Annotated in this window: 14 protein-coding genes and 1 tRNA gene; 10 read left to right on the top strand and 5 right to left on the bottom strand. The window is 69.8% G+C overall.

The window, feature by feature from the left end:
• Positions 1–161: 161 nt before the first annotated feature.
• On the top strand, positions 162–470 hold the full coding sequence (locus tag LT971_RS13055; RefSeq protein WP_237007379.1) for a hypothetical protein: 309 nt from the start codon (positions 162–164) through the stop codon (positions 468–470).
• 412 nt (positions 471–882) lie between these two features.
• Here LT971_RS13055 and LT971_RS13050 read toward each other — a convergent pair.
• Positions 883–954 (bottom strand) — tRNA-Ala (locus tag LT971_RS13050).
• Positions 955–1,176: 222 nt separating this feature from the next.
• Here LT971_RS13050 and LT971_RS13045 point away from each other — a divergent pair.
• The 4 genes from LT971_RS13045 to LT971_RS13030 are packed head-to-tail and all read left to right on the top strand — an operon-like array spanning position 1,177 to position 3,656.
• Positions 1,177–1,644 carry a 30S ribosomal protein S15 gene (locus tag LT971_RS13045; RefSeq protein ID WP_237007378.1) on the top strand — a complete coding sequence of 156 codons (468 nt, stop codon included), beginning with the start codon at positions 1,177–1,179 and terminating at the stop codon, positions 1,642–1,644.
• A gap of 4 nt (positions 1,645–1,648) precedes the next feature.
• On the top strand, positions 1,649–2,770 hold the full coding sequence (locus LT971_RS13040) for a hypothetical protein (protein ID WP_237007377.1): 1,122 nt from the start codon (positions 1,649–1,651) through the stop codon (positions 2,768–2,770).
• Positions 2,767–3,030: a KEOPS complex subunit Pcc1 gene (locus LT971_RS13035; RefSeq protein ID WP_237007376.1), complete on the top strand. Its 264-nt coding sequence runs from the start codon at positions 2,767–2,769 to the stop codon at positions 3,028–3,030. The genes LT971_RS13040 and LT971_RS13035 overlap by 4 nt, the downstream gene beginning before the upstream one ends.
• The gene (locus LT971_RS13030; protein ID WP_237007375.1) at positions 3,027–3,656 is read left to right on the top strand and encodes a 30S ribosomal protein S3ae; all 630 of its coding nucleotides are present in this window, start codon (positions 3,027–3,029) and stop codon (positions 3,654–3,656) included. Before LT971_RS13035 ends, LT971_RS13030 begins: the two co-directional genes overlap by 4 nt.
• Before the next feature lie 108 nt (positions 3,657–3,764).
• On the opposite strand, the gene LT971_RS13025 is transcribed toward LT971_RS13030, so the two are convergent.
• Positions 3,765–4,214: a cupredoxin domain-containing protein gene (locus LT971_RS13025; RefSeq protein ID WP_237007374.1), complete on the bottom strand. Its 450-nt coding sequence runs from the start codon at positions 4,212–4,214 to the stop codon at positions 3,765–3,767.
• Between the two features lie 106 nt (positions 4,215–4,320).
• Here LT971_RS13025 and LT971_RS13020 point away from each other — a divergent pair, with 106 nt between their 5' ends.
• From LT971_RS13020 to LT971_RS13010, 3 genes are all read left to right on the top strand, one after another.
• Positions 4,321–4,998, top strand: coding sequence for a protein sorting system archaetidylserine synthase (locus LT971_RS13020; protein WP_237007373.1), 678 nt, complete (start codon positions 4,321–4,323; stop codon positions 4,996–4,998).
• 61 nt (positions 4,999–5,059) lie between these two features.
• Positions 5,060–6,364 carry a HEAT repeat domain-containing protein gene (locus LT971_RS13015; RefSeq protein ID WP_237007372.1) on the top strand — a complete coding sequence of 435 codons (1,305 nt, stop codon included), beginning with the start codon at positions 5,060–5,062 and terminating at the stop codon, positions 6,362–6,364.
• Positions 6,365–6,450: 86 nt separating this feature from the next.
• Positions 6,451–8,007 carry a phospholipase D-like domain-containing protein gene (locus LT971_RS13010; RefSeq protein ID WP_237007371.1) on the top strand — a complete coding sequence of 519 codons (1,557 nt, stop codon included), beginning with the start codon at positions 6,451–6,453 and terminating at the stop codon, positions 8,005–8,007.
• A 21-nt stretch (positions 8,008–8,028) separates the two neighbouring features.
• On the opposite strand, the gene LT971_RS13005 is transcribed toward LT971_RS13010, so the two are convergent.
• Together LT971_RS13005 and han are read right to left on the bottom strand one after the other, a co-directional pair.
• On the bottom strand, positions 8,029–8,529 hold the full coding sequence (locus LT971_RS13005) for a DUF411 domain-containing protein (RefSeq protein WP_237007370.1): 501 nt from the start codon (positions 8,527–8,529) through the stop codon (positions 8,029–8,031).
• A gap of 64 nt (positions 8,530–8,593) precedes the next feature.
• Entirely contained in the window at positions 8,594–10,495 is a 1,902-nt protein-coding gene (gene han / locus LT971_RS13000; protein WP_237007369.1) for a Hef-associated nuclease, read from the bottom strand.
• A 124-nt stretch (positions 10,496–10,619) separates the two neighbouring features.
• Here han and LT971_RS12995 point away from each other — a divergent pair, with 124 nt between their 5' ends.
• Positions 10,620–11,111 (top strand): JAB/MPN domain protein-containing protein, encoded by a 492-nt coding sequence (locus tag LT971_RS12995; protein ID WP_237007368.1) that lies wholly within the window; start codon positions 10,620–10,622, stop codon positions 11,109–11,111.
• Complete coding sequence (locus LT971_RS12990; protein WP_237007367.1) at positions 11,108–11,542, top strand: FAD synthase family protein; 435 nt, start codon at positions 11,108–11,110, stop codon at positions 11,540–11,542. The genes LT971_RS12995 and LT971_RS12990 overlap by 4 nt, the downstream gene beginning before the upstream one ends.
• A gap of 72 nt (positions 11,543–11,614) precedes the next feature.
• Here the strand turns inward: LT971_RS12990 and LT971_RS12985 are convergent, their stop codons facing one another.
• A complete protein-coding gene (locus LT971_RS12985; protein WP_237007366.1) occupies positions 11,615–12,232 on the bottom strand; it encodes a hypothetical protein in 618 nt (205 codons plus the stop codon).
• Positions 12,233–12,263: the final 31 nt, after the last annotated feature.

Raw genomic sequence — 12,263 nt, 5'->3', positions numbered from 1 at the left:
GCGAAAAGCTCGGGCCCGAACGCGTTAGCGTCGACCCGCGAAGCCGGCAGTTCGTCGAGACCGACAGCTACCTCGAATCACTGGACCCCGCTGCGTCTGCTGCGACCCGGCAGGCCGTCGAGGACGACGTCGTCGGACGGCTGGAACCCCTCGGCGATGCCGTGGAACCGGTCGTCGACCACCCCGGCGACGACTTCTGGGTCGCCGTCACGGGCGCCTTCGACCGCGCCGAAGCCCACCACCTCGTCGAGGATACTTTCCCGTTTACCGACCCCCTCTGGCGTCACCGGCGGGCGTTCGCGTTCACCGTCGATATCTACCCCGCCGACGTCCTCGGCGGTGTGCTCTCCGCCGGCCTCCCGAGCGTCTCCATCGACTACACCGACGAGGCGCTCCGGGCGATGGTCCGGGCCGAACAGCACGTCGTCACCGACACCCGGTCGGCCATCGACGACCAGTTCGGTTCCTGACGGTGTATCCAGAGTGATGGGGGCCGAATCTGTCGCTTCGACGCATCACACCCTCGCGAAGGACGAAGAGCCGGCCGGCTGCGCGAGCGTGGTGAGCGGCTGGAAGCTGGACTGGTCGAGAAAGATGGACTCGTCGGGAGTCTCGTGAGCGCAGCGAACGAGACGTCGACGAGTCTATCGACTGAACGAACGAAGTGAGTGAAAGAAGATGGACTCGTCGGGACTGAGCGAAGCCGAAGGCTTCGCGAAGGTCGGCAGACCGGAGGTCTGCCGGGATTTGAACCCAGAACCAGACGTTCCTGCTCGCTGCGCTCGCGGGCTGCGACTGGTAGGGCTTCAAATTCCTCCTCACCACTACGAGTTAGTCACCGCGAGCGACACTCTGGTCGCTCGCGGGTGACGTCGAGAGAAGTGGACTCGTCGGGATTTGAACCCGAGGCCTTCCCCGTGCCAGGGGGATGATCTACCACTGATCTACGAGCCCTCGAACGCAACAAATCGTTGCCGGGGGTCGTTGATAAACCCCGCGATTCGGGAGCGGGCTGGATGGAAACGTTTTACCAGTCGGCCCATCTGGACGGTGGTAGGGAACGCACGGCCGTAGATCCGACTCGCCCGTCGCTTGGCGGGCTTGGGACTGCGGTAGTGTCGCGGCACCATCAGGTGTCGGCAGCGTCTCGTGTTGTTCCAATCCAGACAGTAGACAATGGCACGAATGCATACGCGCCGTCGCGGTTCGAGCGGTTCGGACCGCCCGACGGCAGACGAACCGCCGGAGTGGAGTGACGTAGACGAGGACGCCATCGAGGAGCGCGTCGTGGAGCTCGCCGAGCAGGGCCACGACCCGTCCCAGATCGGCCTGAAGCTGCGCGACGAGGGCGTGCAGGGCACGCCGATTCCGGACGTCAAGCTGGCGACCGGGAAGAAGGTCACCGAGATTCTCGAGGAGCACGACGCCGAACCCGAGCTCCCCGAGGACTTCCGGAACCTCCTGGAGAAGGCCGTGCGTCTGCACCAGCACGTCGAGGAGAACGGCCAGGACCACCAGAACAAGCGCGCGCTGCAGAACACGCAGTCGAAGATTCGCCGGCTCGCGGACTACTACCGCGGGGACGAGCTCGACGAGGACTTCGCGTACTCGCACGAGACGGCGAAAGAACTCCTCGAGGAGTAACGCGATGGCGACGACGGGACGCAGTAGCAGCGATGGCGTCGCGGGCGAGCCCGGTGACGCCGCGTCGGTGGTGTCGAGCGCGGAGTTCGTCCGCGTGACGGCGGCACCGACCGGCGGGAGCGTCGCGGCTGCCGCGATGCTGGCCGGGGCGTGCGACGAGCGGTCCGTGCCGTCTCAGGTACGGGTGGCTCGTGGCACGAGCACGTTCACCGCCGCCGCCGACGACGACGACGACGTCGCTGCTTCTGGGTCCCACGTCACCGTGGGACTCGACGTAGAGGACGCGGACGCTTCGCTCGCCGGGGACGTGGCGAACGAGGCGTTCGCGCTCGCTCGCGATGTCGGCGCCGACCCGGACGCCGTGCTGGCGTTCGCGGGGGCGGTCGCCGATGGCGCCGAGCCGGCAAGCGATGTACGGGAGGCGGCCGGGCTCGACCGACGGCCGGGCGTCGCCGTGCCGACGGCGGACCTCGCTGCGGGGCTGGCGCACTCGACGCTCGTGCACGCGTCGTTCTCGGGCGACGAGCAGGCGGCGGGCGCGACGCTCGCCGAACTCGAGTTGCCGCCCGAGCTCGACGAGAGCGCACGCCGCCGACTGGCGTCCACTGTCGCACTCGATGCGACCGGTGACGCGCCTGCTCGGGCGGCCGACGCCGTCGCCGCTGGCGTGCGGCCGCACGAGACCTCCGAGGCAGTCTTCGAGACTGTCGAGGGGTACGCGGACGTGCTCGCGGCGCTGGCCTGGGACGCACCCGGACTCGGTGTCGCGCTCGCACTCGGTGCCGCGGACCGAGCAGACGCGCTGGCGGCGTGGCGAGACCACGCTCGGGACGCGCACGCGACAGTCCGCGTCGCCGAGCCGGCGCGCCACCGCGGCGTCGTGGTCGCAGACGCGACAGACGCGCACCCGACCGTCGCCCGACTGGTTCGGGACTACCGGTCGGACGAGCCGGCCGCGCTCGCGGTCGGCGACAGCGCCGCAGCGCTCGCCACCACCGACGCGGACGCCCGCGACGTGCTCCCCGAGAGCGCGGGGACGCATCGCCTCGCAGTGACCGAGACCAGCGAAACCGACGACGGCGACGGCGAAGCAGCCGTCGTCGAGGCCGTTCGGGGTGCACTGTGACCCGGACGGCGACGGTCCGCACCGAGGTCGCGGACCCGGAGCTGGTCGCGGCCTGCGTCCAGCCGGACAACACCACGGAGATGACCACGGAGGTGGCGGACGGCAGTGCAGTCGTGACGCGCATCGAGCGCGAGGACACCGCCGGCCTCCAGTCCACGGTCGACGACTACGTCGTGAACCTCACCGTCGCAGCGGAAGTGGCAGAGACAGCACGAACAGCAGCAGCAGTAGCAGACCGACACACCACACACCAATCATGAGCGAACGTTCAGTTTCCAAGCAGGACCAGGAGAAGCGGTGGTACACCGTGCTCGCCCCGGAGGAGTTCGACCGGGCGGAGCTCGGTGAGACCCTCGCCGAGGAGCCCGAACAGGTATACGACCGAACCATCCAGACGGTGCTGTCCGAGATCCGCGACGGCGGCGAGAACAACGTCAAGCTGACCTTCCAGGTCTCCGACGTCGGGAGCGACACCGCGTCGACGGACTTCGTGCAGGCCGAGCTGACGCGGGACTACCAGCGGAGTCTCGTGCGCCGCGGCTCGTCGAAGATCGCAGTCACCGTCACGGTGCTGACGACCGACGACTACCGCGTTCGCGTCCAGCCGGTCGCGTACACGACCAAGCAGGCCGACCAGAGCCAGCAGCAGGCCATCCGCCGCACGATGATCGACCTCGTGGAGGAGGCCGGCGAGGAGCGCACGTTCGAGGCGCTCATCGACTCCATCATCGAGGGCCGGATGTCCTCGGCTATCTACGACGAGGCGAACACGATCTACCCGCTTCGCCGTGTCGAGGTCGAGAAGGCGACCCTCGAAGCCCACCCCGAGGAAGTCTACGAGGAGGAGGAGACGGCCGTCGACTTCGACGAAGACGACGACGAGTAACGCTCCTTCGCCGCGGACCGCGGATTCGATTCTCTCACATTTCGACGGTCGACAGCGACCGCACTACCGACGGGTGCTATCGACAGCGGCGACGTCGACGCGACCCGGTCACTCCTCGACGAGAATCTTCCCGCGCATGCCGGCGCCCTCGTGGGGGATGCAGAAGTAGTAGTGCTTGCCGGGGACCTCGAAGGTGACCTCGTAGGTCTCGCCGGGCGCGATGTTCCCCCCTCCCTGGAGGTTCTTGCGCCAGGCCTCTCGGGCTTCGGGCTCGGAGTCGAAGCCGCCGGACGCCCAGTAGCCAGCGCCCTCGGGGAGCCCGCTCTCGTAGGCCGTGACAGTGTGTTTACGGGAGTCGGTGTTCGCCCACGTGACCGTCTCGCCGACGGTCGCGGGGTACGTCGGCTGGTCGGCGCCTTCGACGCCCTCCTGGGGCGAGAAGGCGTTCGACGCCATGCCGATGTCGTAGTCGGAGTCGGCCAGCGACGGTCCGAGACAGCCCGCCAGCGATGTGGCTGCCAGCGCACTTCCAGCGGCGAGGAAGGCCCGACGGTTCATGTCTCAGGCTCAGGGCGGGCCGCATTTATTTGGCGCGGTCCGTTTTCGGGCGCCGGGAACGGCGGATGTAAACACGTAAGGACGCCCCTCGTCTTGGCCGAGTCGTATGGGGCCCCGTTTCGTCGGCCGGTTGGGACTGGCGGACGCCGTGACGACGGCGAACGCGGCGCTCGGGTTCGTGGCGGTCGTCGCGGTCACCGTCGACGTCGCGCTCGCCGCTCGCGTCGTGTTGCTGGCGGCCATCGCCGACGGGCTGGACGGCCTCGTCGCCCGCCAGTTCGGGTCGACGCCGGCCGGCGAACACCTGGACTCGCTGGCCGACGTGGCGTCGTTCAGCGTCGCGCCGGCGTTCGTGGTCGTCGTCGTCGCCCGCGACGCCTGGGGGTTCGAGACGACGGCGGGGCTGGCTGCGGTCGCCGTCGGTGCGCTGTTCGTCGCCGCCGGCGTCGTCCGGCTTGGGCTGTACACGGCCTACGATACCGGCAACGACCACACGGAGGGCGTGCAGACGACACTCGCAGCGACGCTGCTGGCGGCTGGCGTGCTCGCCGGTATCGACGCCCCGGGTCTGGTCGTCGGTTCCGCGGCCGTGCTCACGCTGTTGATGGTGTCGACCGTCGAGTACCCCGACCTCCTGCCGCGGGACGCGCTGGCGATGGGGGCCGTGCAAGCGGCGGCGGTGGCCGTGCCGGCGAGTTTCTCCCGGGTGTTCCCGAAGGCGCTGCTGGCGTGGGCAGTCGCCTATCTCTTGCTCTCCCCGCGGTTCTACTGGCGGTCGGCGTAGCGCGGGCGTGGCGGCGGTCCGAAGGGAAACGCTCATAGGCGCGCTGGCGGAATTTGGTTGCATGAGCGACGGGGACGAGGAACCCGAGGAGACGACCGAGGAGGCCGGCGAGACGGAGGACACCACAGCCGTCGACCCGGACACGCTCGAGTCCCGGCTGGACGACGCCGAGGCGGCCCTCGACGCGGCGGAGACCGAGGCCGACCTCGACGACGTGGACGCCGACCTCGACGACATCGAAGCCGACGTCGAGGCGGCCGACCTCCCCGAACCCGAAGACGAGGACGAGGAGAGCCGCGAGGAGCAACTGACCGCCCGCATCGACGAGCTCCGGGACGGCGTCGAGGAGCAGCGCGGCCCGTACGCCAGCGACGCCGTCGAGAGCGTCGAGGACGACCAGTCGACCATCGAGAGCACCCGGTGGACCGAGCAGGGCGAGGCCGACCTCGTCGACGTGGTCGCGTCGTTCCTCAACGAGGCCGGCGACGTGCTCGAGGAGGACTTCGACGCCACCGACGACCCGACGACGGAGGACCTCGCAGGCGACCTGGGCGCCGTCGTCGACGCCATCGAGGCCGCCGGACTGGACGCCGACGAGGACGCCGACACCATCGCTGCGCTCCTCGAGGCGACCGACGGCCTGAGCGAGGGCGTCGAGGACGCTCAGGAGTGGGGCGACCTCTCCGTCCGCCAGAAGCTCCGCGCCGAGGGCTACTACGACGTGATGGGGCAGAAGCACAAGGACTTCCCGCCGGAGTGGACCGCCCTGAAAGAGTGGGAGAAGCGCGGGAACGTCGAGATGATTCTGCTGTGCATGGAGCACCTCGGCGACTCGGACTTCATGGAGCGCCACTGCCTGGACTCCCTGCTGCACGTCGCCAAGGAGGAGGCACTCGACGAGGTGGGCCAGCGCGCCGCGCGCCGGAACACGAAGGCCATCGAGATCGTCGGGAAGATCGGCAGCGAGGACGGCCTCGAGCACGTCGAGGACTACGTCGACGAGGAGGGCAGCCCGAACCTCCGCACGACGGCGCTGAAGGCGGTCGGCGAAATCGGCAGCGAGGAGTCGACGCAGCTCGTCGCGAACCAGCTCGTCGCCGAGCGCGACGACGTCCGCAGTCAGGCCGCGCGCTCGCTGGGCCTCATCGGTGACACGCGAGCGGTCGAGCCGCTCGCGGACCTCCTCGAGGAGGACGATTCGGACACCGTGCGTGCGTCCGCCGCGTGGGCACTCACCCAGATTGGCACGGAGGCCGCCCTCGAGGCCGCCGCAGAGTACGAGGACGACCGCTCGTACATCGTCGAGCAGGAGGCCGTGAAGGCCGCCGACGCGCTCGACGACGAACCCACCGAAGCAGCAGCGTAACCCTCTCCGCTCCAGTTCTCTGCGCTACACGATAGAGCCGCCAGCCACGCGTAAGTTCAAGTGCGAGAGCGGGACCAGCCCGTGGCGTGCTCGTCCGTCTCGCGGTCGCCGCGTTGCTCGCGTCGGCGACCGTCGTCGCCGTGGCGCCGAACCCGGCCAGCGACGGCGACGCCGGCGAGTTCGTGGTCGTGGAGTTCCGGGAGCCGACAGACACCACTGGCTGGACTGTCAGCGACGAGAACGACGAGGCGAGGCTCCCGGAGCGCACGCTCTCCGGGACTGTGGCACTCTCCACGGGGCCAGACGTCGCCCGGAACCGGACACCCCACCCGGTAGTCGCGCTGAACGGCTCGCTGTCGCTGTCGAACGCCGGCGAGCGCGTCGAACTCCGGGCCGGGAACCGAACGGTCGACGCGCTGGCCTACGAGGACGCGCCGACTGCCGAGCGCTGGGACGGCGAGTCGTGGACGCCGCTGGGCGCGACCGACTTCGCGCCGTTCACCGCGCGGAACGTCTCCGTGTCCGCGTTCGCGCTCCCGGACGACGCCGGGCCGCCGCTGGACGTCGTCGCCTCCGCGGACAGCCGGCTCTACCTCGCCGGCTACACGTTCACGTCCGAGCGCGTCACGACCGCACTCGAAGCCGCGGCTGGCGAGGGCGTCGACGTCCGCGTCCTCGTCGAGGGCGGCGTCGCCGGCGGCGCACCCAGCCCCGAGGCGGCACGACTCGACCGCCTCCGTGCCGCCGGCGTCGACGTTCGCGTGCTGGACGGCGAGCGAGCGCGGTACAGTTTCCACCACGCGAAGTACGCCGTCGCCGACGACCGCGCCGTGGTCCTCTCGGAGAACTGGAAACCCTCGGGGACCGGCGGCCACGGCAACCGTGGCTGGGGGGTCGCCGTCGACGACCCGGGAGTAGCCGACCACCTCGCAGCCGTGTTCCGCGCCGACACCGGATGGGCGGACGCGAAACCGTGGGCGACAGTCCGGGCGGACTTCACGACTGTGGACGGCGAGACCGCGACCGAGGACTACCCGACGCGGTTCCCGACCGTGGAGACGCGCGCCGACAGCGTCGAGGTGCTGGTCGGGCCCGACAACGCCCGCCGTGGCGTCCGGGAGCTCGTCGCGTCCGCAGACGACTCCCTCGTCGTCGAGCAGCCGCGACTCGGCCCGGCGAGTGCGTTCGCGAACTGGACCATCGACGCCGCGCGGCGGGGCGTCCGCGTTCGCGTCCTGCTCTCCGGGCGGTGGTACAACGAGGCCGAGAACCGGAACACGACCGAACGACTGAACCGGATCGCCGCCGAGGAGGACCTCGACCTCTCGGCGAAGCTGGTCGAACCCCGGTCGCGCTTCGAGAAAGTCCACGTGAAGGGCGCGGTCGTGGACGGCGAGCGCGCGGTCGTCGGCAGCCTGAACTGGAACGAACACGCCGCCACGGAGAACCGCGAGGTCGTTCTCGTGGTCGACGACGACGCCGTCGCCGACCACTACCGGCGCGCGTTCCGCGCCGACTGGCGGGGCGGCGCGTGGCGGCTCCCGGTCGGGCTCGCCGGCGCAGTCGGAGCGGCGGCACTGACGGGCGTCGCGGCGGCGGCGAGAATCACATTCGAGAGCGACGGCAACGACAGTGGGCGGTGATACGAGAGAGCGGACTGGCGCCTACAGTTCGACGTACACGTCGCCGGTGCGGCCGCCGCCGAACGCGTAGACGGCCAGCGACTCCGGACGGTCGCCGCCCATTCCTGGTGTCCCAGACGGCATCCCCGGGACCGCGATGCCGTCGACGTCCGGCCGGTCGTCGAGCAGCATCTCTATCGCCGCCGTCGGGACGTGGCCCTCGACGAGGTACTCGTCGAGGACGACGGTGTGGCAGCTCGAGAGCGACGCCGGAACGCCGTGCTCGCGCTTCACGGCTTCGACGTCTTCGGGCACCGCCTCGGAGAAGTCGCCGTCGACGGCGTCCGCGAGGTAGTCGGCGTACTTGCTGCAGCACGAGCACCCGGGCGCGCTGTACTGACGGACGGACGCGACGGAGAGGGGTGCGGTGGCGTCCCATCCGCCGTTGTCGTCGTCGCTGCCAGTCGACGTGCAGCCTGCGAGTGCAACGGCGGCCGCGCCGCCCGCGGCGAGCACACCTCGGCGCGAGAGCTGTCGGGGCATACGTACCCATCTAGTCTCGGCAGTAAAACGGACGGAGGGTCGTTCCGAGTCCGCGAGAATCGGGCTACCGCTGCGGGGCGCTGCGGAGGTCGTCGTCGAGCTCGGCTTCGGCCATCTTCTCGATGAGCGCGTCGAGGACGCGCTCGCGCATCCCCGGGACGAACCGGATGGAGCCGACGACGAGGTGGCCGCCGCCGGATACGCCCGCGCCGGGCAGCTCCTCGTTGAGGTCCTCGACCATCGTCGGGATGTCGAGGCGCACGCCGTCGGAGCGCAGGACCGCGAAGTCCGGACCGTAGCCGATAGTGATGACGGGTTCGCCCGTCTCCTCGACCTTGCGGTCGTGGATCTCGCCCGTCGTCTTCCCGGGAGCGGGGTACGTGAAGCGGTGGGCGTGGTTCTCGACGTCGATGCGGTAGAGGTTCGCGCCGCTGGCGACGCGCTCGTGTTCGACGTGGCTCTCGGTGGCGTCCAGTTGCTCCTCGACGGCTTCGCTGGCGAGCCGGTCGAGGAACGGCACGAGCTCGCGGTGGCGCTGCTCGTCGCCGTCGACGTTCAGAATGTCGGCGATGACCTGCGTACCGTGGTCGTAGCGGAGCATGTACGCCTCGTAGTCGAGGGCCTCGCTCATCTGCTGGAGGAAGTCCTCGTCGTAGCCGGCGTCCCGCGCGAGGTCGAGGTAGTCGGTCATCGCGTCGGCCTTCGAGCGGTCCGAGAGGCCGGCGACGGCGGGGACGTGTTCGAGTTCCTCGGTGAGTCCCGGGTAGATCATGCGCGCGAGCTCGACGCAGAGCATCCCGGTGGTGATGCGGTAGTCCTCGCCGTGCAGGTAGGGGTTGACGTGTTCGTCGACGAGCGGGTCGACCGCCTCGGGGTCGGGGTGGTGGTGGTCGACGACGACGATGGGGATGTCGTAGTTGTCCAGCGTCCTGTACGCCGGCGTGTCCTCCTCGGTGCTGCCGTTGTCCAGCATCAGGAGGAGTGGGAGCTTCTGGCCGTGTCGGGCGCGGTCCTCCAGGGCGAAGTTGAGGTCGCGGGTGGCGTCCTCCATCTCGTAGTACGGCGCCTTGCTCGGGAGGCGCTTGAGGAGGTGGCGGGCGGCGTCGTCGTCCTGGTGGGTGTCCTCGATGAACTGGCGGAGCGCGTACTGGACCGGGAGGCTGGCGCACATGCCGTCGCCGTCGGCGTGGTGGCGCATCCGAATCGGGCGGCCCTCGAGGACGGCGCGCCGGAGCGTCCGGGCGACCGACTGCAGGTCGGGCAGCAGCTGTTCGAACGCCGGCCAGTCGACGAGCGCGTCGACCTCGACCGGGTCGGCCTGCTCGGCGAACGCGGCGTCCAGCCGGCGGGCGACGTCCGCAGAGTCACCGCCCTCCAGCACTTCGAGGGTCTGCACCTCGACCTGGAAGGTGCCCTCGCGTTCCTCCGCTTCGCCTTTCACGTGGACGATGTCGCCGACCTCGATGCCGGGGTGGGCGCGTACGCCCGCCTCCTCGAAGGCCGTACAGGGGACGGCGCTCGTCTCGTCGCGCACGCGGAAGACGGTCGGGCCGCCCGTCTGCTTGATCTGGACGACCTCGCCCTCGAGGTGGACGGTGTCGCCGAGCCGGTCGCCGACGCTCGCGGCGGCAGTGCGGTCGTAGGCGTGGCTGCGCTGTTCGGTCTCGTAGTCGTCCTCGTCGCCGAGGTCGGCGAGCTCGAAGCTGAGGTCGCCGTTGTCTCGGACTTCTGCGAGGTGGACGACGACGTCCTCGCCGACGGCGAGGTCGCGGTCGCCGTCGTACGTCGACTCGTGGACGAGCCCGGAGACGTGCTCGGAGAGGTCGACGAACGCGCCGTACTCCACCACGCCGTTGACGGTGGCGTGGTAGTGTTCGCCGGCTTCGACCTCCTGGGTCGTACAGGAGGGGTCGAGGCGGACGACGGTCGGCCGGTCGGCCTCGTCGTCCGCGGTGGCGTCAGTCATCTTGTGTAGAGATTGGCGCCAGCGGGTTTAACTCCTGCGAGGTTCGTCCTCGCAGCGGCTGGCGGTCGGCGCGGCCGGCGGCGAGTCGGAACGCTCAACTTTCGCGGGCGAGGAGTTTCGGGGTATGTTGTTCGGTGGTCGGCCGACCGTGCTCGGCATCGCCGAGGACGCACTCGAGTTCGCGCGGGAGGCCGCCGAGGACTCCCACCCAGACGAGTACCTCGGCCTGCTGCGGGCGACGCCCGCGTCCGACCTCGACGTCCCCGAGAGCGAGGGGTACGTCGTCACGGACGTGCTCGTCATCCCGGGCACGGAGACCAACCCCGTGAGCGCGACGTTCGGGTCGTCGCAGGTGCCAAACGACATGCGGAACGTCGGGAGCATCCACTCGCACCCGAACGGCGTGCTGGCGCCGTCGGACGCCGACCGCGCGATGTTCGGGAAGGGACAGGTGCACGTCATCCTCGGCCACCCCTACGGCCGGGACTGCTGGCGGGCTTTCGACAGCGAGGGCGAACCCACGACGCTGGACGTGATCGAGGTCGACCTGCCGGAGGCCGAGGAGTTCTTCGACTTCACGCAGTCGGACATCGACGAGGAGTTGAGACGGGAATGACGCGGGTCGTCGCGCAGGGCACCTTCGACCTGATTCACCCCGGCCACGTCCACTACCTCGAGGACGCGGCCGGGATGGGCGACGAACTGCACGTCATCGTCGCGCGCCGCGAGAACGTGACGCACAAGGACCCGCCGGTGTTGCCGAACCGTCAGCGCCGCGACGTGGTCGCCGCCCTCGACCCCGTCGACGACGCCCGGGTCGGCCACCCCGAGGACATCTTCGCGCCCATCGAGGAGCTGGACCCCGACGTCATCGCGCTCGGGTTCGACCAGCACCACGACGAGGCCGCCATCGAGTCGGAGCTCGCCGACCGCGGCGTCGACTGCCGCGTCGAACGCGCGTCTCCCCGGGAGAAGCGCTACGAGGCGGAAGTGCTGTCGACCGGCGACATCGTCGAGCGGATTCTCCACCAGCGCTGCGAGGACTGACAGCGCGGTCTGGCCGTCCGTCTAAGCCGGCGGATGATTTGGAGCCGGAGCCGGGCTCGAGTGCCTTCGGGGTCAGTCGAACGTCGCGACCAGGCGGCCGGACTCCAGCGGGTCGGGGGCGCCGGACTCGTACGACCCCTCGTCGCGCGCGGTCACGCCGGGATATGCCACCCTGGCGACGCCCGTCTCGTCGACAGCGTACACGACGCCTTCTGCAACTACGTCCGCCACCCAGACGCCCCCGTCGCCGTCGCTCCCGTGGGTGGCCGCGCCTCGCCGGAGCAAGAATACGATGTCGATGGTTCCGTCCCAGTCGAACGTCTCGCGCTCCAGTACGTCGTAGAGGACCCGGAACACGTGCCCCGCGCTGTGGCGGTCACACAGAGCGTCCTTGGTCACGTACGCGTGCTCGAATGCCTCGACGTATTCGACGACAGCACTCCGGGCGCCCCCGGAGAACGGGTCGGGGTACGGAACCGTCGCCGCAGTCTCGAACGTCTGCGTGTCCTCACCGACCCCGACCTCGACGGACTCGGACTCCCGCTCGCAGTCCGGACGGGAGACCTCGCCGTCGATGTGCTCGCGGACCGATCTGTCGGCGGACTCGGATTGGTCCTCCGGCGGACTGGCCAGACACCCGGCCGTCGCGGTGAGGCACCCGAGCACGGCGAGCAGCTTCCGTCGATTCACGTGGGGACACACTCCGGGCACGACAATAAAC

It is taken from the genome of Halobacterium rubrum, from assembly GCF_021729015.1.
In the GTDB taxonomy this organism is placed as follows: domain Archaea; phylum Halobacteriota; class Halobacteria; order Halobacteriales; family Halobacteriaceae; genus Halobacterium; species Halobacterium rubrum.
This window is presented reverse-complemented; position numbering and strand designations above follow the sequence as displayed.